We start from the raw sequence: 21,561 nt of genomic DNA, 5'->3' as shown, positions 1-21,561 counted from the left end.
CGACTTGAGTAATGGCTTCCCCTGCCAGTAATTGTTGGCATGCTATCATCATTCCCCATCACTTTCGAATGATTGAAACACTACCAAATTTTCGGCTTTTTATGAGTGAGTAACTGGATATTGCTCACTAAAATCTTTTAAAAATGCATGCGCTGATGTGCCACAGGCAAGGCAAACCTGCTCAAGCTCTAAGATTTTGAGTTGACGTTCCCCGCTCTCGTACTTGGATACGAAACTTTGGGGCTTTTCTAATTTAAGTGCAAGTTCACTTTGATTGAACCCAGCCATTTTACGCATGGCTTTCAGTTCATTACGCAAAGCTTCTTCGCGATCCGACCATATTTTTTTCATGCTCGGATATTAGAGTAAGTTGCAAAATATCCCATTTTGGGATATTTTGTTTTTACATTAAATGAAGGAGTAGAAATGTATGAAAGTCATCAGGATAATTAAACAGTGTAATGCGCGATACAGTATGGTTTGTGAAGATTGTGGTGCAAACTTCTTCTCAGAAAGCCAGCATGCTCGATGCCCTCGGTGTGGTTCTTTATCGACCCACTAAGCACTTCAAACAAATTCCTTTAAAGGTCATCCTGGCCTTGATAGAGAAATGAAGTAAAAGTAAGGGGCAACCATATGGTTGCCCCTTACTTATGCTGTGATTTAAAAACGGACTATTTTATTGAGCTACAAGCCTTAAATTTCTGGCATTGTGCGCAAGACTTACGTTTCCTTTAGCGGCTTCCACTATGTAGTTACTCCACCATGCCATCATCTCACGTCGGCGCTCAAGGTAAATACTGCGGTTATAGGCACTGCGCACTTGGTTTTTATCCGTGTGAGCGAGTGCTGCTTCAATTACATCAGGATCAAAGCCTTGCTCATTGAGTGTGGTACTTGCTAGAGACCTAAAACCATGCGCTGTAGTTCTGTCTTTTAAGCCCATGCGTTTTAATGCTGCATTAGCCGTTTGTACATTGCTGTGAGTTTTTGGATCTCTATCAGCAGGGAAAATATATTCTCTGTGTCCTGATATAGGTTTAATTGCTTCTAGGAGGGCTAAAGTTTGTTCTGTTAGTGGGATCTGGTGATCTCGGCGCATTTTCATTCTTGCTGCAGGTATAAGCCAAATACGATCATCAAAATTGATTTCATCCCAGCGAGCTGCGGCGGCTTCATTTGGTCTAGTCATAGTGTGCAGTTGCCATTCAATTAAAAAGCGAGTCACTTTTTTAATACTTGCGTTGGCAATAGCTTGCATTAACTCAGGTAGCTCATCTGGCTTCAAGGCTGCTAAGTGTTCTTTACGAGGTTTTTTGAAAATAGCCTTAATACCTGATAGGGGATTTGCATGTATTAACCCTGTATTTACTGCATAGATCATCACTTCGTTTAACCTTTGAGTGAGTCGTTTTACTGTTTCCAAATTCCCCTTTGCTTCTATTGGTCTTAAGAATTCAATAACCATAGGCGCAGTAATTTGGCTTATTGGGATGTCATTAAGTGAGGGTAGTAAGTGCAGCTTAAAAGAGCGCCAAGTAGCTGCGGCATGATCTTCTGTCACCTCATCTTTTTTCCGCTCAAACCACTCAGCAGCAATTTTACCAAAGGTATGTTCTATGATGGCTGCTTTAGCTGCAATCTGAGCTTCTCTATGGGCTTTAGGGTCTGTGCCATGGGCTAATAGAGTTCGAGCTTCTTGTGCGAGTTTACGAGCTGATAATAGTGATATATCGGGATAAGAGCCTAGGCTAAGGTTTTGGCGTTTTTTCGTTATTGGATGTGAGTAGTTAAGCAGCCAGAGTTTCGAGCCATTTGGCTTAATTCTGATTTGTAGACCGCCACCATCGGCAAGGTTGTATTCCTTATCCTTCGGTTTGGCTGTTTTAATTTCTGTATCAGATAACGGCTTAGCAAGTCTTGCCATAACAACACCTTAGCACCAGATTTCGTTGATACTCAGTGTTACTAAAATCAATTTCAATATAAGAGATTTGATTTATAATCAGTAACACCATCTTTAGTAACACCATCTTTAGTAACATCACACTTTAAGACTAAGTGCCGATGTTACTTCTGATGTTACTAAAAAGCATGGATGTTACCAACCATTATTGGACGTCTATGGATAAGGTCTTTTGCTAAGTTATTGATTTTAGATTGTTTAAGGCAAGAAAAAAGACGTCCTGAGACGTCTTCGTTCTTATATTTGGTGGAGGCGGCGGGACTTGAACCCGCGTCCAGAAAACCTACATCCAAGGCGCTACATGCTTAGTCTTTCTATTGTTTAACCGTTTGAACTCCGAAAGACAGGATCCCACACGGTGAGTCCGGTACTGTTTTGCGGTTCACCCCCGGACAGGGTTCCCTCGCTAGCACGATGTGAGATGACCATCAAATCCACTGCCCATGTGCGAAACGTGTGGTAGATGGCTAGCGGCATTAAGCGGCTAGAGCGTAGTTATCGTCGTTTGCAACTATAACTTTGCGGCTTTTAACGAGGCCAACCGCCCCTCGGCATGCTCCCAGGGTTTCGTGAATCCTGTCGAATCCAGAATCGCCCCCAAGAAAGTTGATTGTAACTCGTAGCGTGGCGATAACCTAGTATCATTTGCTGCGAGTTCAATCGTTTGTTCATTATCCGCGCGTTTTTTCCTTTTTCATTACGCGGGCTTTTTCAACTTGCCACTCGCGTGCTTTGGTATCTTCACGCTTGTCGTGGTCTTTTTTACCTTTACCTAGGCCGATTTCCACTTTGACCCATGCCCCTTTGCGCCAGTACATGGAGATAGGGATAATCGAGTAGCCTTGACGCTCAACAAGACCGGCTAGTTTGTCTAACTCTTTACGACTTAACAGTAATTTTTTGAGCCGTATAGGGTCACACACCACATGGGTGGAGGCGGTATTGAGTGGAATAATGGTACAGCCGTGCATAAAGGCTTCGCCATTTTTTAAGAAGACGTAGCAGTCCGATAGGTTCACTTTACCCATGCGGATAGACTTCACTTCCCATCCCATGAGGGAAATGCCAGCTTCCATTTTTTCTTCGAAACGGTATTCGAAGGTTGCGCGCTTATTACGTGCGATCGTCGCAGGCGCGGCTTTTTTTGAATTTTTCTTTACCATAGTGGCGCCATTATACGCACGGTGAATCAATTTGAAATGGATATAAGGGTTTATTTGAGCTATTTCAAGCCTTCATTAATTCATTGCTGGTTTTTTGTACGGTTTTGCTTAGTCATCATAGGGATATGTGAGGGGTGCGTTTTTTAAGTATCGTGGTAGAATCCAAACCAATTTTGTTAGCTTCCCTAGAGAGTAGGGCGCGCGGAGTTCGCTTGAGACAGCGTGTTTACTTAGATTGAGAGTGCCAAGCCCTATGCCGCAGATTTCTCGAAGTGTGTTAGTTCGTTTTAGTGCGATGCAAATGTATGATTTAGTCAATGATGTTGAGTCGTACAAAGAGTTTTTACCCGGTTGTGTTGGCGGTAAAGTGCTTGAGTTTGATGGTAAAACCATGCTGGCCTCGGTCGATGTGAGTAAGGCGGGGATCCGTAAGACCTTCACCACGCGCAATCAGGTAGTGCCGGGAAAGAGTATCGAGTTAAGACTTGAAAATGGGCCTTTTAAACACTTATTCGGCCAGTGGCGTTTTACCGAGTTGACGGAAGATGCCTGTAAGGTGGAGTTTGACTTAAATTTCGAGTTTTCCAGCTCATTGGTCGATATGGCTTTTGGTAAAGTGTTTAATGATCTTATGGTGTCTATGGTGACGGCGTTTACCAGCCGCGCTAAGGTAATTTACAGTGACAAATGAAGCAGATAAGTTCGTCGTCGATGTTATTTATGCACTGCCGACTCAGCAAAAGGTGATTTCGGTTAGTGTATTGCCCGGCACGAGCGCGATTGACATAGTGCGTCAGAGCAATATGGTGAGTTTTTTCCCTGAGATTGATTTAGAAACGGTAAAGCTTGGGGTGTTTAGCAATGTGGTTAAGCATGACCAAGTGATTTTACCCGGGCAGCGAGTGGAGATTTATCGCCCGCTGATTGCCGATCCTAAGGATGTGCGCCGTCGCCGTGCCGATAAGGCCAAGGATGAAGGTCGTGCCAATAAAGTGACCGGTGGACGGGTGTCTTAATCTGTCCGCAACACGAACAAACAAAAAGCGCCATGGGCGCTTTTTGTGTTTAAGGCTAGTGTTAAACCAGTATGCTTACTTGATAGGCTTTTGAACTTGCGCTTCGGTTTGATTTTCTTTCACTAATGGCTTTTCATCTGGGCGCTGTGCTGGCACGAGTGGCGCAGACTCAGCGGTGTTGGCCATAGGTAACTTACTCTGCTCAAGCGGCGTATTAAACTCTGGGCTTAATTCATAGTCGCCCTTCACTAAGCTTAATTTGTTGCCAGTAAAGTGCAGGATCAATTCTTTATGGGTAATGCTCGCATCACGGCCACTCTTATAGTGGTACACATAATACCAAGTGTCATCGGCAAAGCTGTCACGCAGTACTGGGCGACCAAGAATGTATTCGGCCTGCTCTTTGGTCATGTCGATACGCAACTTTTCAACCTGTTGCGGCTCCATGTAGTTGCCTTGCGGAATATCGGGCTTATAGATCAGCCAATCAAACACGCTACAGGCACTGAGCGAAACTGAGAGCGCAATGGCACTCAGCAGGGTAAGACTTTGCTTTTTATTGATCATTGTATGCGCTACTTCTGAAAATCTGGCGGCCATCATACCCAAGCACTCCCCCTTATGACAAGGGTAATTGGACGTTGCGGCGCTTATCGTTGCAATTGTGTGAGTTTTCGACCTAAGCGGCTGGCTTTAGTTCGCTGTGTGTGAAGATTTTTATAATGGGCGCTGATTTACGGTGATTGTTACCTGTATCGCTTTTTATTTTATATGTACCGTGTAGGGCGGTAATTAGGTCAGAAAATTTTACCAAATGCAGTATTGTGCTGTGGCATTGTTAGCTAAATGTGGGTAGAGTTGTGAAAGTTTTTTGTTTTGATGATCTTAGCGATGATATTGGTTTTAGAGAGCGTTATTTCAGCGCTTGAATTTATGTATTAATCCGCCGAGATCGCCTTTTTAGGAGAGACCATTGGGATCACTCGTTTGTGTGGGTACGGGGCTACAGCTCGCGGGGCAAATTAGCATATTAAGCCGCAGCTATATTGAACATGCCGATATTGTATTTTCACTCTTACCCGACGGTTTTTCGCAGCGTTGGCTGACGAAGCTCAACTCCAATGTCATCAATTTGCAGCAGTTTTATGCGCAAAATGGTGAAGTTAAAAATCGCCGAGACACCTACGAGCAAATGGTCAATGCCATTCTAGATGCGGTGAGAGCGGGTAAAAAAACCGTGTGTGCACTCTATGGCCATCCGGGCGTGTTTGCCTGTGTATCCCATATGGCGATAACTCGCGCCAAGGCCGAAGGGTTTTCGGCCAAGATGGAGCCGGGGATTTCGGCCGAAGCTTGTCTGTGGGCCGACTTAGGGATTGACCCTGGCAACTCCGGGCATCAAAGCTTTGAAGCTAGCCAGTTTATGTTTTTCAACCATGTGCCAGATCCCACTACCCACTTATTACTCTGGCAAATCGCGATTGCGGGCGAACATACCTTAACCCAATTTCATACCTCGAGTGATAGGTTGCAGATCCTCGTGGAGCAGTTGAATCAATGGTACCCGCTCGACCATGAGGTGGTCATCTACGAAGCGGCTAATTTGCCAATCCAAGCCCCCCGTATCGAGCGTTTACCTTTAGCGAATTTATCCCAAGCACACTTAACGCCGATTAGTACGTTGTTAATTCCGCCAGCAAAAAAGCTGGAGTACAACTATGCTATTTTGGCTAAGTTAGGGATCGGTCCCGAAGATTTGGGCTAAATTGAAGTGTGATATTGAGTCATTATTAACAATAAGGAGAAAACATGTTTGCATTATCGGATTTTTTTACCCAGTTAGGCCAAGATGCGCAGTTAATGGAAGATTATAAGCAGAATCCCGAGGCGGTGATGCGTGCCCACGGATTAACTGATGAAGAAATTAACGCTGTAATGACTGGGGATATGGAAAAGCTCAAAACGTTAAGTGGCGACCAAGACTATCAAGCCTTCTTATTAGTGAATCATGGTAATAATTAACTTATCTTGAAACGGTTGCGTTGTGCCCTATTAGCCATCTTTGCTTTGTGTTCGACAGCGTTGATGGCTAACTCTCTCGATTTTGATCAGGCACTCAATGAGCTTGATGTATTACTGCAATCTGATCTTAGCACTGCGCAGAAAAAACTGGCCGAATATGAGACCGCATTTAGCAGCTTAACCCCGACACAAAAAGGCAGACTAAGAATTGACAGAGCCATTAGCTATATTTTTGTCAGTGAATATGCCAAAGCGTTAGACGATTTGCATCAGGCCGAAACCTTAATCACAAGTTCTGAGTTATTAGCGTCAGTTTATAGCTATAAAGCCACTGTCTATATAGGGATGCGCGACTATGATAAAGCCTTATCGGCTGTCGCCAAAGCATTAGCCCTAGTGGTGAATATCGATGATATTACGATTAAACGTCACTCCTATCTAAGAATTGCCAATATTTATTCCGAAATGGATGCTTATAGCGATATGGGCCTCTATGCCAATAAGGTGTTACAACTCGCTCAGGAAACCGATATCCGCGATATTTGCCATGCCAAATTGCTGCGGGCGATTTACTTGCTCGGTGTGAAAAGTCTCGACGCCTTCGATGCCTTCGAAGATAGCCGTCAATATTGTGATGCGAAGCAATTTCCCCTTTTAGCAACGATGTCGATGAAAGGCAAAGGGATGGTTTTGCAGGAGCGAGGTGACTATTTAGGCGCGAGAGCGATTTTGCTATTAGCGTTAAAAGGGTATGAAGCTTTTCAATTTCAATTAGAAATCAGCCATGTGCATGCTCTACTTGCCGAAAATTACTTTGCAACGGGTGAACTGGTGCAAGCAAAAAGTCACGCTGTTAAGGTGCTCACATTTCCCGATGATAATAGTTATATCGAACATAAGCATATTGCCTACAAAGTGTTTGCCGAGTTGATGGTGGCGGACAAACAATTTGAGCAGGCCTATGAATACTCCAGAAAAGAGCAACATTATAATCAACTGATTTTTGATGAGTCGAGGATGAAAACCCTTGCTTATCAGGCGGCTAAGTTTAATGCCGATGAGCAGGCGCGTGAAATCAACTTGCTGAATAAAGAGCGTGAACTTTACATCACCCAGCAAATGGTAAAAGAGCGGGAATACACGAATATGCTGATGTTTATCACCATATTAGTTGGCGGGCTGTTTTTCCTCGCGATTTTGTTAGTCGTAGGCAATTTGCAAAAACGGCGTTTTATGCGCATGGCCAGAATGGATGCGCTGACGGGCGTGCTTAACCGTGGTGCGGGGCAAGATCTTGGCGAAAATCTGTTTGTGCAAGCCGCTGCCCGAGGGGGCGATTATTGCGTGATTTTATTCGACTTGGACCATTTTAAACGGATTAATGATTCCTACGGCCATGGTACGGGTGACTGGGCGCTGAAAAAAGTCGTGGAAGTATTAAAACCCCATGTCCGCAATGGTGATGTGTTTGCCCGGATTGGCGGCGAAGAATTTGCGTTGTTTTTGCCCTATGCCAATGAATCTAAGGGGATGGAAGTTGCCGAACAATGCCGAAGCCGGATTGAAGCCATTGATACGCATCTGTCGGGGCATAAATTTACTATCACGGCGAGCTTTGGGGTCAGCGGTATGACAACAGAAGACTTAAGCTTAGACCCTCTACTACACCGTGCCGATATGGCGCTGTATGCCGCAAAATCCAATGGCCGTAACAGTGTATTCTGTTATGAGGACGCTTTAGCCTCCGATAAACGCGCCACCAATATTACCAGTCAGTTTGCAAGGCAGTAGGGGTAGGAGTTGTGTTTTCTGTGTAACTGACTGTTTAGGTTAATGTAACGTAGATTTCCTCTTTCGCTGTTTCGCTTATTTCTGGTGTTTTTTCGATGATTTTTAGGTCAATTTTTCACACTTTTTCCTGCCTAACTAGAGTATGATTGCCAGCGGTAGCCGAAGCTTTTTTGCTTAAGGCTATACCCCTATTTTTGCCTTTCGCTAACGTTGTGGAGCCCTAATGGAAGAGTCGAGTCTGCTCACTTCTGTACTGTTATTTTTATTGGCCGCGGTGATTTTTGTGCCCTTGGGCAAACGTTTTGGCGCAGGACCGATTCTGTCTTATCTCGCTGCCGGGGTGATTTTAGGCCCAGGAGGCATGGCGCTGGTGTCTGATCCTGCCGCCGTGCTGCATTTTGCCGAGTTGGGGGTGGTATTGATGCTGTTTGTGCTCGGGCTTGAACTTAATCCGAGCAAGTTATGGGAGCTGCGCAGCGCCATTTTTGGTCTCGGCAGTGGTCAGTTACTCCTTTCTTGGGCGGCAATTGGCGGTTTAGCTTGGGGATTTGGCTTATCCGTTGAGGCGGCATTAGTGGTTGGCGCGGCGTTATCCTTGTCATCGACGGCTTTTGCGGTGCAGTTGATGAGCGAACATAGACTATTGACCACCCCGCTGGGCCGCGATGCTTTTGGGGTGTTGTTAATGCAAGATCTGGCCGTGATCCCTATGTTGCTATTAACCGCTTATCTTGCACCTAATTCGGCCCAGATTGAGCACCATGCGGTGCCATGGTATTGGACGTGTGTGGCCTTAGTTGGCTTTGTGTTAGTGGGCAAATATCTGTTACCGCGGGTACTTAAGCTTGTTGCCAGCAGCGGGGTTCGTGAAGTGTTAACCGCCTTTGCATTATTGCTGGTGATGGGCAGCGCCGAATTGATGGAGTGGCTGGGGCTGTCGGCGGGTATGGGGGCATTTTTAGCTGGGATTATGCTGGCAAACTCCAGTTATCGACATCAGCTCGAAACCGATATCGAACCTTTTAAGGGCTTACTGCTTGGGCTGTTTTTTATGGCGGTCGGCATGAGTATGGATCTCAAGCTGTTTTTGACTGATCCCTTACTTATCCTCGCTATTTTGCTGGGCATGTTACTGATTAAGACTCTCGTGCTGATGCTGCTTGGCCGTTTACGACACCATACATGGCGCCCGAGTATTGCACTTGGGCTTATCTTGGCTGAGGGCGGTGAGTTTGCCTTTGTGCTGCTGTCGCAGGCGCAATTATCCAGCATAGTGGATGATAAAATCGCCCAAATCTTAGTGCTCGCCATTGGTTTATCCATGGCAGTCACACCGATGATTTTCACACTATTTAGAGCCACTAAACCTAAGGTGGTGGATACTCGTTTACCCGATACCATTAATGTGACTGAATCTGAGGTGGTGATCGCCGGATTTGGACGGGTAGGGCAGATCACTGGGCGGATTTTAGCGTCCTCGGGCATTCCGTTTGTGGCCTTAGATAAGGATGCCAGCCATGTGGATGTGATCCGCAAATACGGCGGTGAGGTCTATTTTGGCGATGCCAGACGCTTAGATATGTTGATGTCGGCGGGGATTGCGCGATCACGCCTGTTGCTGCTGGCCGTTGATAATGTTGAGGATTCGATTGAAATTGCCCAGCAGGTGAAAACCCATTTCCCCCATATCAATATTGTCGCTCGGGCACGTGACCGTAACCACGCCTATCGATTAATGAGCCTTGGGGTGACCGATGTGTTCCGTGAAACCTTTGGTTCTGCTTTATCTGCCAGTGAGAAGATTTTGCAGGGCTTAGGTTTATCGCAGGTGCAAGCCAATGAACGGGTGAAGATTTTTGCCGAGCACGATAAAAAGCTGGTGATAGCCAGCTCGGCCCATCAACATGATTTAGCCAAGCTCCTTGATTTATCCAATAAAGGGAAAGCTGAGTTGGAGTCGCTGATGCGTGGCGACCGGGAGAATGTCAGTTAAGTCAGCTGGCTAAAACAAACAAGAGAGCCGATGGGCTCTCTTGTTGTTTATGGGCTTAAGGAAAGCGCTTAGAAACTGTAGCTATATTGCAGTTTCACATTACGCTCTTCGCCTGGCATACCACCGAGGAACATCGCCTTACTGTAATAATCTTTATTGAATAGGTTGTTGATATTCAACTGTAACTTCCAGGAGTCGGTGGCGTAGCTGATGGCTGAATCCACTAAGGTGTAGCTCGGCACATAACCATCTGGGATACCGAATGAGCTTGAGTGTGTGCTTCTATCATCCACATACTTGGCACCTAAACTCAGCTCAATGGGGCTTGATAAGGCAAACCAGTCTGCACCATAGGTTACCCAAGCACTCGCGGTAACATAGGGCACACCTTTTTGGCGGGTGTCGTAGTTGGCTTTGTCATTCGGGTTTTGTTTATCCCTCGCATCCTGATACATGCCGTTGAGGTTGATGCGCCAGTTATCGTTTAAGTGGGCATTGAGATCCAACTCGACCCCTTTGGTATCTTCGCTACCATCGTAAAAGTACACGGGCACATCGGCACCTGACACGCCAGCGTTATAGTCTGGGTTGTTGTAAGGCACATTAGTGCGTGAGCTTTTAAAGAACACTAGTGATGCCAACATTTGATCATCAAAGGCTTTAAAGCGCATGCCGAGATCGTTACTGACGGATTCTGAGTCTTCGCGGTCGGTATTTTCCCCAGTGATAGAACCTAAAATGCTATAGGCGGTGCGGCCCTTTGAGTGATTGACGAAAAATGATAAATCATCAATGGGCATATAAGTTAAGCCCAAGTTGTAGGTCACGCCGTTATCTTTGCTATCTTCCTCTGGAGTGGGGCTCGCTTGACTCGCGCTGTAGCGCTCATCCACACCTAGGTGCTCATAGCTTTGTTTGATTTCGTTAAAGGCCACGCCAACACGGGTGGTAAAGCCATAACCTAAATAACCTACATGTTGCACGCCTAGGCCCCAAGCGCTGACTTTTTTATTGTAGTTGGCGGTTTTGAGCGGATCGTAGTCGGCAAATTTACCCGTTCCCCAATTTGGATTGCGGATATCGTAAATGTACGGTAGCGAACCACGGTAAATCACTTCGCCTTGTTTGTTTTTAATGACTTGGTCCGCATCGTAAATCGAGAATTGCTCGAGGCGAATGTTGCGGTCTTCGTAGTTAGCATTCACCAGTAATTCGTTGTCGATATTGCCGATTTGGAAGTCGTAACGTAGATCGGCAAAATACTGCCATGAGGTTTCTTCGGCATCGAGTTGGCGGTATTCCTGACGTCTGGCGGCGAAGGGATAGAGCACGCCATTTTCAACCAGTGGCGCGCGGGGATCGGCGTTTATCTTGCCTTTGTTATTCCAGTACACATAGTTGTAAGCCCCTGTTTGACGGGCAAAACCTGTAGTGTAGTCGCGATATTGCAACTGCTGGTTGAGGAACAGATTATCGGTAAAGTAGATATTGTGGGTCAGCTTGAACCTTAATTCTTCACCTTCATTATCTTTTGCCATGGGAGAAATTAATCCCGCGTCACCGAAGGAGTAGGGAGTTAAACCATCACCACTGGCGAGCGACGCCGCCAATTGCTGACGCTGCTCGTCGGTTAGCTGGATGCCTAGCCCCTTAGGATCGTTAATCAAATCTTGCCAAGTGACTTCGCCCGCGGTTTTACCGCCGACAGAATCGGCATTGTAGATACGGATTGGATGGCCGATGGAGTCAACGGCAATGGCGTCTTTGATATACGCACCTGACAGCATCAGATCTTGGCTATCACTTAATACCCACTTGAGTGAGCCGAACACTTCATCACGGTCGGCGCCTAAATCTCGGTAACCTTCACTGCGGGCGGTTTTGGCGACTAAGCGGTACGCAAGATCATCGGTGATTCCACCCGTACTATCGATGGCGAAAGAGTAGGTATCCCACTGGCCAACTTCTGTGGTGAATTTGTGTTTGGACTCAAATTGCGGTTTCTTCTCAATCAGGTTGATCACGCCGCCCGCGCTGCCCATACCGTAGAGCCCAGTAGCTGGCCCTTTTAAAACCTCAACGGATTCCACATTGGTTAGGGAGCGAGTGGGGTTAAAGGTGTTGCCAAGGCCTGCACCGCCATACATGCCGTCATAGGTGTAGTTCGCGCCGAGGCCGCGAATGACCAAGTTATCCCCAATGCCGTAGTTATTGCCTGCTTGAGTCACCCCGCTGATATTGCGGATCAAGTCCTGCAGATTATCGACTCCTTGGCTGTTAATCAGCTCCTGGTCAACGATAACAACCGCCGCAGGTGTTTCCATCAAGGACATATCTGACTTAGTCGCAAGTCCTGAGTTTTTCACCACGGAGTTTTGTCTGCCGTACACCGTTATACGTTCGATGTTTTCATCGCGAGCAGAAGCTGTGTCATCGGCGTAGGCTGTGTGTGGTAAAGCACTGAGGCAGGCGAGTGCTATAAGTGATAAGCGAAATACTGGCTGTAATACTGGCATTGAAAGTCCCCCAATCAGAAAGGTCGCGAATGATAATGATTTTCATCTACTTTGCAACCCCTTGTTTGGCGCTTAAAAGACCATGAACCTTGGTTATCTTTACATACGAAATACGGTTAACTGCGTTGGGGATAAAGACCTTCACTATCACCTGTTGCCCTCATTTGAAGCAACACAGGGTCAGAATTCTAATTTGTTTCATTTTTTTTATAAAAAAGTGATTTATTTTTTGGGTTAACCATATCGACTCGGCTTTTTGATCGAGAAACATAACCCGTGATCCCTGTCACTCACTCCTTATTGTGTCGACACTTTACGTAAACGTAACAGTTAAACGAGTGTTTAAATTTGCTGGATGTTTCATTTTTGTTAACTTATTGTTTTGATTGGTTTTGATTGCTTTCCTTTAGATGGAGTTCAAAACGCTGCTTGTTTTCTACTTAGGTCGAATAAGGGGTAAATGCCGTATATTTAAATTTTCACTATGTAATTAATTTACGTATAAAATTACATGTAGTCTGAAGTGGTAAAGTTGTCAGACAAATTTCACCTCCCAAAAAATCACAATAACCATTAAAAATAAAAATTGTTTAAAATCATGTTGTTGCTTTATAAACCCTGCTTTGGTCAGACCAATTTTTTGATGTTTTTTGGTCAAATATTTTAGCGGTCATGACACTTTTGGATAGTTGCAAATACAAATGTTTGTCTGTAAGTTTTGGTTCTAAACGAACATTTGAATGTTTTGCGGCGAATGTTTGTACATGTTACCCATGTCTTTACTGGTAATGAGTCGTAAACGAGCAAGAGTTTTGCCTCTTGAGAGGGTGAGAAGATGACGGAACAAACTTTAAGTGAGCAGCAATTGAATTCGGCACAGAATAAGACCACTGCGAATGGCACTCTGACCATAGTGGGAAATACTATCCCTGGCCAAGAAGTGATTTTTACCGAAGGTGCGCTGGCGTTGCTTGAGTCACTTTGCCGGGAATTTGCAGCAGAAGTGCCCACCTTACTCGCCAAACGTAAAGATAGACAAGCGCGTATCGATAAAGGGGCTTTACCTGACTTTTTACCCGAGACTCGTGCTATTCGTGACGGTGCATGGAAGATCCGTGGCATTCCGAATGACTTACTCGACCGCCGTGTCGAAATCACCGGTCCCGTTGAACGTAAGATGGTGATCAATGCACTCAATGCCAATGCCAAAGTGTTTATGGCGGATTTTGAAGACTCTTTAGCACCAAGCTGGCAAAAGGTGGTTGAAGGTCAGATTAACCTGCGTGATGCCGTGCGCGGTGAGATTGAATACACAGCGCCTGAAACCGGTAAACATTACAAGCTAGGCCCAAATCCTGCGGTATTAATCTGCCGTGTGCGTGGCCTGCACTTAAAAGAGAAGCACGTTGAATTTAACCAGCAGTCCATTCCCGGCGCGTTATTCGACTTTGCGATGTACTTTTACCATAACTATCGCCAATTGCTGGCGAAGGGCAGTGGTCCTTACTTCTATATTCCTAAACTCGAGAGCCATATCGAAGCGCGTTGGTGGGCAAAAGTGTTTGCTTTTGTGGAAGAAAGATTCTGCCTACAGCCTGGCACAATCAAATGTACTTGTTTGATTGAGACCTTACCCGCGGTGTTTGAAATGGACGAAATTCTCTATGAATTACGCTCAAACATTGTCGCGCTCAACTGTGGTCGCTGGGACTATATCTTCAGCTATATCAAAACATTAAAGCGCCATAGCGACCGCGTTTTACCGGATCGCCAAGCGGTGACCATGGATACGCCTTTCTTAAGCGCCTATTCGAGACTGCTGATCAAAACCTGCCATAAACGTGGTGCACTGGCTATGGGCGGCATGGCGGCCTTTATTCCAGCTAAGGATCCCGCTCAGAACGAAACCGTGTTGCAACGGGTACGTAAGGACAAAGAGCTTGAGGCTCGCAATGGCCACGATGGGACTTGGGTTGCTCACCCTGGTCTTGCTGACACGGCAATGGGGATCTTTAACGAATACATAGGCCAAGATCATCAAAACCAATTACATATCACCCGTGATGTGGACGCACCGATTCTCGCCGCAGAGTTATTAAAACCCTGTGATGGTGAGCGTACAGAGCAAGGAATGCGCCTGAATATTCGCATCGCTCTGCAATACCTTGAGGCGTGGATCAGTGGCAACGGTTGTGTGCCGATTTACGGATTAATGGAAGATGCGGCAACGGCCGAAATCTCCCGCGCCTCGATTTGGCAATGGATCCAACATGGCAAGTCACTCTCAAACGGCAAACCCGTCACTAAACAATTGTTTAAGGACATGCTGGTGGAAGAGTTAGCAAATGTGAAAAAAGAAGTGGGCGGTGACAGATTCACCCACGGCAAATTTACCCAAGCGGCAGTATTGCTTGAGGATATTACCACTTCGGATGAGTTGGTCGATTTCTTAACCTTACCCGGTTACGAGATGCTAACAGCTTAATTTCAAATGCTTTAACAGTTAATGCGTTTTATGGGATGCGTTATGGCGGTGGATATCGCCAATTAAACCAATGGGCAGGGTGACGCTGTGGGGCAGCGTCACTTGCTACAACACCACACGAAAGGAGTGACATTATGACTAAGGCAACACAGACTTCACGTCAGGCACAGATTGACGCGATCAAAAAAGATTGGGCAGAGAATCCACGTTGGAAAAACGTACGTCGCCCATACACTGCAGAGGAAGTCGTGGCACTTCGTGGTTCCATTGTTCCTGAGAACACCATTGCCAAACGCGGTGCCGCTAAACTGTGGGATTTAGTCAACGGTGGCGCAAAAAAAGGTTATGTGAACTCCTTAGGTGCACTGACTGGCGGCCAAGCGGTACAACAAGCTAAAGCGGGTATCGAAGCGATTTACCTGTCTGGTTGGCAAGTCGCGGCCGACGCTAACTTAGCGGGCACTATGTACCCAGACCAATCGTTATACCCAGCAAACTCTGTACCTGCTGTCGTTTCACGTATTAACAATTCATTCCGCCGTGCTGACCAAATCCAGTGGAGCAATGGGGTTAATCCGGAAGATGAAAACTTTGTCGATTACTTCCTACCCATCATCGCCGATGCGGAAGCAGGTTTTGGTGGCGTACTGAATGCGTTCGAGTTGATGAAGTCGATGATCGATGCGGGCGCCGCCGGTGTGCACTTTGAAGACCAATTGGCGTCAGTGAAAAAATGCGGCCATATGGGCGGTAAAGTATTAGTGCCAACCCAAGAAGCGGTACAAAAGTTAGTTGCGGCGCGCCTTGCTGCTGACGTGAGCGGTGTTGAAACCTTAGTTATTGCCCGTACCGATGCGAACGCAGCGGATTTATTAACCTCTGATTGCGACCCATACGATCGTGACTTTGTGACTGGCGAGCGCACTAGTGAAGGTTTCTACCGCGTGAAAGCGGGTCTGGACCAAGCGATTTCTCGCGGTCTCGCCTACGCACCTTATGCGGATTTAATCTGGTGTGAAACTGCTAAGCCCGATTTAGAAGAAGCACGCCGCTTTGCTGAGGCTATCCATGCTCAGTACCCAGATCAATTGCTGGCCTACAACTGTTCACCTTCGTTCAACTGGAAGAAAAACTTGGACGACGCGACGATTGCACGCTTCCAGCAAGCGCTGTCGGACATGGGCTACAAGTACCAGTTCATCACTTTAGCGGGTATCCATAACATGTGGTACAACATGTTTGACCTGGCTTACGACTACGCTCGTGGTGAAGGTATGAAGCATTATGTTGAGAAAGTTCAAGAGGTTGAGTTTGCGGCAGCGAAGAAAGGTTACACCTTCGTGGCGCATCAACAGGAAGTGGGTACAGGTTACTTCGACCAAGTCACCACAGTGATCCAAGGCGGTCAGTCTTCTGTGACTGCGCTGACTGGTTCGACCGAAGAAGAGCAGTTTTAAGCGAAGCTTGTCGTTTTATTAAAATGTTGTACCCGTAAGATGTTGTACCTGTAAACCCTGTGTTTAGCTGCATTGCAGCTGTTGTCCCCCGTGCAGTTCGCCTACATGTGCTGCACGGGTTTTTAAGTCAAACCTTGTGACTTAACTTCCTACCCAGTCAATACATTGCTTGCCTGAGCTTGGCGACTCTCCGAGTCGCTATTTTTTTATCTAATTGATTATTCTGGTGCAACTCTGACTCGAGTTGGTGCAAGTTTTTAACCGTTTTACAAAGAGTTAATGCTATCTCATTGTTATTCAATGGCTATTTATCTTGGCCTAAATAATGCTGTGAATTGGCTGTAAAACTTGGCATTCACAGTGAGGTCACCGTCATGAAATATTACAGTCGTCGTTTAGTCAAACCTGAGCATTTAAATCCTGCAAATACCCTCTTTGGCGGCCAGTTATTGAGTTGGATTGACGAGGAGGCGGCCATCTTTGCTGCGTGCCAGATGAAGAGCAGCAGCCATGTGACTAAGTTGATTTCTGAAATCAATTTTATGACGCCGGCGCGCCAAGGGGATGTATTGGAGTTTGGCTTGGAGCTTGTCAGCCTTGGGCACAGTTCCATTACGGTCAGTTGCCAAGTGCGTAATAAGATGACGCAAGCGCCTGTGGTCAGTATCGATAAGATGGTGTTTGTAAACGTAAATGCACAAGGGTTACCAGTCCCTCATGGTATTCGTGCTAATGCGGCATAATGCCTTGAGCTTGATAAGACCTTAAGCTTAATAAAACAGAGTGACGCATGGGCGTCACTCTGAGTCTTTAGTGAGATCTTCTTTGACCGATTTCACCGCATCCCGTGAAGCATGACCAATGGCTTTGGTGGTGTCGCGGGTGGCGTGACCAATCTCTTTTGTCACATCCTTAGTGGTGGTACCGATAGCGCGACCCGCATCTTTTAAATCAGCACATGCCGTGGTGGCAAGCAGTAGAGGCAGTATCAACAGCGTCGCTTTTGTCATTGTGTTTATCCTAAAACTAACGGGTGCCTCGCAAGATACCAAATAGTTACGCAAAACGCCTTAATAATCTTGCTAATGCAATTTGAGATGGGGATGAATAATGCGACTGATACCTTTTGCAAACATTAAAAGGCTGCCTTTTACCACTCCGTGCAGTTCAATTAAATGTCGCCGATAGAGAGAAGTGTAAACAAAGCGAGCGATTTTGCCTTCTACCATCACACCACCTCCGATAAATGACAGCAAGTTGCCCACGGTATGAAATTTCGACAGATTAACAAGCGACCCAAGATCTTTATAAACATACTGATGATGTGCGTCTTGTCCTGCAAGCAGTAGCATAATATTGTCGGCCGTCATGAGTGCCATTTGTCGTGCCGATTGCCCCCTTGGTGGAACAAAAGTACCGTTGGGTTGTGGGCAAGCAGCACAGTCACCAATTGCAAAAATATGCGGATCGCGGCTGGTTTGCATATTTTGTTTTACCACCAACTGGTTGATATGGTTGGTTTCAAGTCCGCCTATTTCTTTCAGAAAATCCGGTGCCTTTACCCCTGTAGACCAGATCACTAAATCGGCGGGGATCATTTGCCCATCTGTTGTGGTCAGCCCCGTTTCATCCACCTGATTAATGCGTGTTTCAGTCATAACCTTAACGCCGAGCGCGGCTAATTCTTTGGTTACTGAGTCTGAAATTTCACGCTTTTCTACTTTAGGTAAAATTCGTTTATCAGCTTCAATGAGGGTGACCTCCAAAAGACGTGAATCGATGTTATAGCCAAACCCGCGCAACTGATCCACGGCATGGTGCATTTCCGCAGACATTTCGACCCCAGTGGCCCCCGCACCTACAACAGCAATTTTAATTTTATCGGCCAGCAGGCTATGGCTGGCATAACGGAGAAACTTATTCAGCAAAATTTTACGGATTGCCATTGCTTGCTCTGTATTATCAAGAAATTGGCAATGCTCACGTACGCCTGGAATGTTAAAGTCATTAGCGATGCTGCCAATGGCGACCACTAAATAGTCATAATCAATATGACGAGATGGGAGTAGTACATCACCTTTATCATCACAAATCGCTGACAGCACTACTTGTTTGTTTTGTCTATCGATATCCGTCATTGCGCCCTGCTGAAAATGGTAACCATGGGCAGCTGCATGGCTTCGATAGCTTAAAGCGTCGATACCGACATCGAGCGCGCCAGTCGCAACCTCATGGAGTAATGGCTTCCAAATATGGCTTTCTGCGCAATCGATTAAGGTCACTCTTGCTTTGCCCTTACGCCCCAGTTTATGGCCTAGCTTAGTTGCAATTTCCATCCCGCCAGCACCACCTCCTACGATAACAATATTTGCTATAGCCATGCCGATTATTCCTGTATGTTGAATGATTAGATTGTGCTGCGGAAAAGGTTTTGAAACAAAATAGTAACCTTGGCCTCGCGTCTCAAGCAATGAGACAAAATGACGTAGATAAGCTAGTTTTTTATTTTATGTAATTGATTTTAATGTTTTTATTTTTATTACTTGAGCAGGCTATGACATCTTGTAGCGCGCAAAGTGTGACGCACTTCATGACAGTTATTTGATAACTGTGCGCTAGCTCACTTGTTGTCGGTGGCTATTTCATCAAGTGGGTTTATCAGCCGAGATTGCGATTCAGTTGTTTCTGGCTAGGCATGGAAGGTCGCTAGCGCGCCGTAAAGTGCTAGACGAAAAGATAAGGTGAAAATTCGATATTGTTTTTGTTTGGGCTCTTAAAGAGCAAGGGCCACAAGGAAGATAAGTTGAAATGTCCCTGCAGCCCTATGATGTGTTGAGGTACTGATATGAGTGTTTACCTAACACTGATGTTGCATAATAAATGGAAACTCATTTGGCCTTAATCGTCGCAGAGTATCTGTCTAGATAACCGAATAGTGTTATTCGAGCTTCGCCAGACGTTGCTGATAATCCTGAATGAGATGCTGCATAATTTCTTCAGGAGCGGCATCATCGCAACAGGTATCGAGGAAGATTTTAAAGGTGACGAGTGCGTGACCATCATTTTTAAGCCTATCGCTTTGCATCGAAAAGTAGGCTTCTTCATTGTCGGCTTTGCGGACTACAAACTTACTGGTTTCAAATGATTTACTGCCTGAGAGTTCGTGCCATTTGGTGATACGGTTTAAGGCAATTTCACTGGATTGGTTTAATTCGATGTGGTTTAACCAACTCACTGGATGTTCGGGATCTTTGTAATGCGGACATCTAACTGTGTAGTTATATACATGAGTAATTGCTGTCATAGCGTACCTACCTGTTGAGGATGTTGCTGCCATCATAGGCATCGTTTTTGAATTCGGTCAATCATTAATTGCGCTGATATCGCTCGTGTTAAATCACCGTTTTTACAAGTATTTTTGTATAAAAATGAGCCAGTTAATTCATTTCCTTCAAGTGTTATTTAGCATGAGTTTTTAACGAATAACTATGTGCTAGCTCTCAGTTTTACACTCAAATTCGTTTTTGCTTAATTACTGCGCAATAAAGCAGCAAATAAGTGAGCAGATTTGAATGGCACGATAAGCCATTAAACATTAGCAAATTATGTAGGAAGTGCATCGGGATGGGGATAAATGGACAGAGGCCCATTCGTTAGAACGGGCCTCTCAGCTGGCTTCATCTTTTGCAGGGAAAAAGCGAACTGGAGCCAGTCTAGCTGATTTGTAACAGCATGTAACCCACTAAGATCACGTTTTTACGCTATTGGAGCTATTTTTCGATCTATGGGATCCCAACTGCCGAAGATTAAGGCGCTACGGTGGTTTTTACATTATGGCGTAGTGCTAAATTGGCTGAGTCCGCCTAAAAGAAAGGCCCAAACAAGATCCCTTGTTTGGGCCGATTCTATGTCGTTAGCTTGCGCTAGCCGAACAACATCCTGTCAATGGGCGCGCGACAGACGGCGTTAATGCGTATGCTCTATAACGCGTATTGGCTTATAACGCGTTAGTGAAGATCTGGCAGATCTCTTCATGGGTTGCCTGCTTAGGGTTAGTGAAACCACAGGCATCCTTTAAGGCGTTCTCGGCCAGAGTTGGAATATCTTCCGCTTTAACCCCGAGTAAGGTTAGGTTTTCTGGAATGTGTACCGCAACAGATAGGGCTTTAATCGCGGCGATTGCCGCCGCAGCACCTTGCTCATCGGTCATATTGGCTACATCGACACCCATCGCCTTGGCGATATCTTTTAAGCGATCTGGTACCACTTTGGCGTTGTATTCTTGCACATGGGGTAATAACAGGGCGTTACATACACCATGGGGCAGGTCGTAGAAACCGCCTAATTGGTGTGCCATGGCGTGCACATAACCTAAGCTGGCGTTGTTGAAGGCCATACCCGCTAAGAATTGCGCATAGGCCATTTGCTCACGGGCTTCGATATCTTGGCCTTGTTTTACCGCATTCACTAAGTTGCCTTGGATAAGTTCAATGGCCTTAATGGCGCAGGCATCGGTAATTGGGTTCGCTGCGATAGACACATAGGCTTCAACCGCATGGGTCAGCGCGTCCATGCCTGTTGCAGCCGTGAGACTTGCTGGTTTTTTCAGCATCAGCTCAGGGTCATTCACTGACAGTATTGGCGTGGTGTGTTTATCGACAATTGCCATTTTGATATGGCGAGCTTCATCAGTGATGATACAAAAACGGGTCATCTCGCTGGCAGTACCAGCGGTGGTGTTAATGGCCACTAATGGCAGTTGTGGCTTAGTGGATTTATCTAAGCCTTCGTAGTCTTTGATGCTACCACCGTTAGTTGCGACGAGGGCGATACCTTTTGCGCAATCGTGTGGTGAACCACCACCTAATGAAATCACGAAATCACATTGATTGGCTTTTAATAGTGCAAGACCCGCTTCAACGTTACCGACAGTTGGGTTAGGTTGTACGCCATCAAACACGGTTGAAGTAATGCCGTTTTGACCGAGTTTTTCCGCCACTTCACCGACTAGACCAATATTAACTAAAGGTTTATCCGTCACGATTAACGCGCGTTTAAAGCCTAAGGTTTTAATATCACCGATAGCGTCATCGACGGCGCCTTTACCTAGTACGTTGACTGAAGGAATAAAAAATTTTGCAGCCATAAGTTC

At 45.9% G+C, this 21,561-nt stretch carries 18 protein-coding genes and 1 other RNA gene; 9 read left to right on the top strand and 10 right to left on the bottom strand.

Annotated features, from left to right (window positions below; all coding sequences use genetic code 11):
* Positions 1-99: 99 nt before the first annotated feature.
* The 4 genes from EYR25_RS14165 to smpB form a co-directional block, all read right to left on the bottom strand.
* The gene (locus EYR25_RS14165; RefSeq protein ID WP_133180898.1) at positions 100-351 is read right to left on the bottom strand and encodes a helix-turn-helix domain-containing protein; all 252 of its coding nucleotides are present in this window, start codon (positions 349-351) and stop codon (positions 100-102) included.
* 328 nt (positions 352-679) lie between these two features.
* Complete coding sequence (locus EYR25_RS14160) at positions 680-1,927, bottom strand: integrase domain-containing protein (RefSeq protein WP_133180896.1); 1,248 nt, start codon at positions 1,925-1,927, stop codon at positions 680-682.
* Positions 1,928-2,210: 283 nt separating this feature from the next.
* Positions 2,211-2,565: a transfer-messenger RNA gene (gene ssrA / locus EYR25_RS14155) on the bottom strand.
* Between the two features lie 72 nt (positions 2,566-2,637).
* Positions 2,638-3,129, bottom strand: coding sequence for an SsrA-binding protein SmpB (gene smpB / locus EYR25_RS14150; protein ID WP_023268154.1), 492 nt, complete (start codon positions 3,127-3,129; stop codon positions 2,638-2,640).
* Positions 3,130-3,382: 253 nt separating this feature from the next.
* Between smpB and EYR25_RS14145 the strand changes: the two genes are divergently transcribed.
* Both EYR25_RS14145 and EYR25_RS14140 read left to right on the top strand, forming a co-directional pair.
* Complete coding sequence (locus EYR25_RS14145; protein ID WP_023268153.1) at positions 3,383-3,820, top strand: type II toxin-antitoxin system RatA family toxin; 438 nt, start codon at positions 3,383-3,385, stop codon at positions 3,818-3,820.
* Positions 3,810-4,145: an RnfH family protein gene (locus EYR25_RS14140; protein ID WP_011623525.1), complete on the top strand. Its 336-nt coding sequence runs from the start codon at positions 3,810-3,812 to the stop codon at positions 4,143-4,145. The genes EYR25_RS14145 and EYR25_RS14140 overlap by 11 nt, the downstream gene beginning before the upstream one ends.
* A gap of 75 nt (positions 4,146-4,220) precedes the next feature.
* Here EYR25_RS14140 and EYR25_RS14135 read toward each other — a convergent pair whose 3' ends face one another.
* Positions 4,221-4,712, bottom strand: a complete 492-nt coding sequence (locus EYR25_RS14135; RefSeq protein ID WP_039978606.1) for an outer membrane protein assembly factor BamE — start codon at positions 4,710-4,712, stop codon at positions 4,221-4,223.
* Positions 4,713-5,118: 406 nt separating this feature from the next.
* Here EYR25_RS14135 and EYR25_RS14130 point away from each other — a divergent pair, with 406 nt between their 5' ends.
* From EYR25_RS14130 to EYR25_RS14115, 4 genes are all read left to right on the top strand, one after another.
* Complete coding sequence (locus EYR25_RS14130) at positions 5,119-5,910, top strand: SAM-dependent methyltransferase (protein WP_133180894.1); 792 nt, start codon at positions 5,119-5,121, stop codon at positions 5,908-5,910.
* A 44-nt stretch (positions 5,911-5,954) separates the two neighbouring features.
* Complete coding sequence (locus EYR25_RS14125; protein WP_047538087.1) at positions 5,955-6,167, top strand: hypothetical protein; 213 nt, start codon at positions 5,955-5,957, stop codon at positions 6,165-6,167.
* A 63-nt stretch (positions 6,168-6,230) separates the two neighbouring features.
* On the top strand, positions 6,231-7,958 hold the full coding sequence (locus tag EYR25_RS14120) for a tetratricopeptide repeat-containing diguanylate cyclase (RefSeq protein WP_133180892.1): 1,728 nt from the start codon (positions 6,231-6,233) through the stop codon (positions 7,956-7,958).
* A 223-nt stretch (positions 7,959-8,181) separates the two neighbouring features.
* A complete protein-coding gene (locus EYR25_RS14115; protein ID WP_133180890.1) occupies positions 8,182-9,951 on the top strand; it encodes a monovalent cation:proton antiporter-2 (CPA2) family protein in 1,770 nt (589 codons plus the stop codon).
* Between the two features lie 68 nt (positions 9,952-10,019).
* Here EYR25_RS14115 and EYR25_RS14110 read toward each other — a convergent pair whose 3' ends face one another.
* Positions 10,020-12,467: a TonB-dependent receptor gene (locus tag EYR25_RS14110; RefSeq protein ID WP_133180888.1), complete on the bottom strand. Its 2,448-nt coding sequence runs from the start codon at positions 12,465-12,467 to the stop codon at positions 10,020-10,022.
* A gap of 835 nt (positions 12,468-13,302) precedes the next feature.
* Here EYR25_RS14110 and aceB point away from each other — a divergent pair.
* From aceB to EYR25_RS14095, 3 genes are all read left to right on the top strand, one after another.
* Positions 13,303-14,952 (top strand): malate synthase A, encoded by a 1,650-nt coding sequence (gene aceB / locus EYR25_RS14105; RefSeq protein ID WP_133180886.1) that lies wholly within the window; start codon positions 13,303-13,305, stop codon positions 14,950-14,952.
* A 134-nt stretch (positions 14,953-15,086) separates the two neighbouring features.
* Entirely contained in the window at positions 15,087-16,409 is a 1,323-nt protein-coding gene (gene aceA / locus EYR25_RS14100) for an isocitrate lyase (protein ID WP_023268144.1), read from the top strand.
* A 374-nt stretch (positions 16,410-16,783) separates the two neighbouring features.
* Positions 16,784-17,152 carry an acyl-CoA thioesterase gene (locus tag EYR25_RS14095; protein WP_011623516.1) on the top strand — a complete coding sequence of 123 codons (369 nt, stop codon included), beginning with the start codon at positions 16,784-16,786 and terminating at the stop codon, positions 17,150-17,152.
* Positions 17,153-17,206: 54 nt separating this feature from the next.
* Here the strand turns inward: EYR25_RS14095 and EYR25_RS14090 are convergent, their stop codons facing one another.
* The 4 genes from EYR25_RS14090 to yiaY all read right to left on the bottom strand — a co-directional run bounded on the left by EYR25_RS14090 (position 17,207) and on the right by yiaY (position 21,555).
* Positions 17,207-17,419, bottom strand: coding sequence for a hypothetical protein (locus EYR25_RS14090; RefSeq protein WP_023268142.1), 213 nt, complete (start codon positions 17,417-17,419; stop codon positions 17,207-17,209).
* 72 nt (positions 17,420-17,491) lie between these two features.
* The gene (locus tag EYR25_RS14085) at positions 17,492-18,790 is read right to left on the bottom strand and encodes an NAD(P)/FAD-dependent oxidoreductase (RefSeq protein ID WP_133180883.1); all 1,299 of its coding nucleotides are present in this window, start codon (positions 18,788-18,790) and stop codon (positions 17,492-17,494) included.
* A 557-nt stretch (positions 18,791-19,347) separates the two neighbouring features.
* Positions 19,348-19,713 carry a hypothetical protein gene (locus EYR25_RS14080; protein WP_023268140.1) on the bottom strand — a complete coding sequence of 122 codons (366 nt, stop codon included), beginning with the start codon at positions 19,711-19,713 and terminating at the stop codon, positions 19,348-19,350.
* A 693-nt stretch (positions 19,714-20,406) separates the two neighbouring features.
* A complete protein-coding gene (yiaY, locus tag EYR25_RS14075) occupies positions 20,407-21,555 on the bottom strand; it encodes an L-threonine dehydrogenase (RefSeq protein ID WP_023268139.1) in 1,149 nt (382 codons plus the stop codon).
* Between the last annotated feature and the right edge of the window lie 6 nt (positions 21,556-21,561).

This window comes from Shewanella decolorationis, assembly GCF_004354305.1.
Lineage (GTDB): Bacteria > Pseudomonadota > Gammaproteobacteria > Enterobacterales > Shewanellaceae > Shewanella > Shewanella decolorationis.
This window is presented reverse-complemented; position numbering and strand designations above follow the sequence as displayed.

What these genes read in the sequence shown, in the direction of transcription:
- EYR25_RS14165 (WP_133180898.1), bottom strand. Translation starts at nt 351, where the DNA reads ATGAAAAAAATATGGTCGGATCGCGAAGAAGCTTTGCGTAATGAACTG.
- EYR25_RS14160 (WP_133180896.1), bottom strand. Translation starts at nt 1,927, where the DNA reads ATGGCAAGACTTGCTAAGCCGTTATCTGATACAGAAATTAAAACAGCC.
- smpB (WP_023268154.1), bottom strand. Translation starts at nt 3,129, where the DNA reads ATGGTAAAGAAAAATTCAAAAAAAGCCGCGCCTGCGACGATCGCACGT.
- EYR25_RS14145 (WP_023268153.1), top strand. Translation starts at nt 3,383, where the DNA reads ATGCCGCAGATTTCTCGAAGTGTGTTAGTTCGTTTTAGTGCGATGCAA.
- EYR25_RS14135 (WP_039978606.1), bottom strand. Translation starts at nt 4,712, where the DNA reads ATGATCAATAAAAAGCAAAGTCTTACCCTGCTGAGTGCCATTGCGCTC.
- EYR25_RS14125 (WP_047538087.1), top strand. Translation starts at nt 5,955, where the DNA reads ATGTTTGCATTATCGGATTTTTTTACCCAGTTAGGCCAAGATGCGCAG.
- EYR25_RS14120 (WP_133180892.1), top strand. Translation starts at nt 6,231, where the DNA reads ATGGCTAACTCTCTCGATTTTGATCAGGCACTCAATGAGCTTGATGTA.
- EYR25_RS14115 (WP_133180890.1), top strand. Translation starts at nt 8,182, where the DNA reads ATGGAAGAGTCGAGTCTGCTCACTTCTGTACTGTTATTTTTATTGGCC.
- EYR25_RS14110 (WP_133180888.1), bottom strand. Translation starts at nt 12,467, where the DNA reads ATGCCAGTATTACAGCCAGTATTTCGCTTATCACTTATAGCACTCGCC.
- aceB (WP_133180886.1), top strand. Translation starts at nt 13,303, where the DNA reads ATGACGGAACAAACTTTAAGTGAGCAGCAATTGAATTCGGCACAGAAT.
- aceA (WP_023268144.1), top strand. Translation starts at nt 15,087, where the DNA reads ATGACTAAGGCAACACAGACTTCACGTCAGGCACAGATTGACGCGATC.
- EYR25_RS14095 (WP_011623516.1), top strand. Translation starts at nt 16,784, where the DNA reads ATGAAATATTACAGTCGTCGTTTAGTCAAACCTGAGCATTTAAATCCT.
- EYR25_RS14090 (WP_023268142.1), bottom strand. Translation starts at nt 17,419, where the DNA reads ATGACAAAAGCGACGCTGTTGATACTGCCTCTACTGCTTGCCACCACG.
- EYR25_RS14085 (WP_133180883.1), bottom strand. Translation starts at nt 18,790, where the DNA reads ATGGCTATAGCAAATATTGTTATCGTAGGAGGTGGTGCTGGCGGGATG.
- EYR25_RS14080 (WP_023268140.1), bottom strand. Translation starts at nt 19,713, where the DNA reads ATGACAGCAATTACTCATGTATATAACTACACAGTTAGATGTCCGCAT.
- yiaY (WP_023268139.1), bottom strand. Translation starts at nt 21,555, where the DNA reads ATGGCTGCAAAATTTTTTATTCCTTCAGTCAACGTACTAGGTAAAGGC.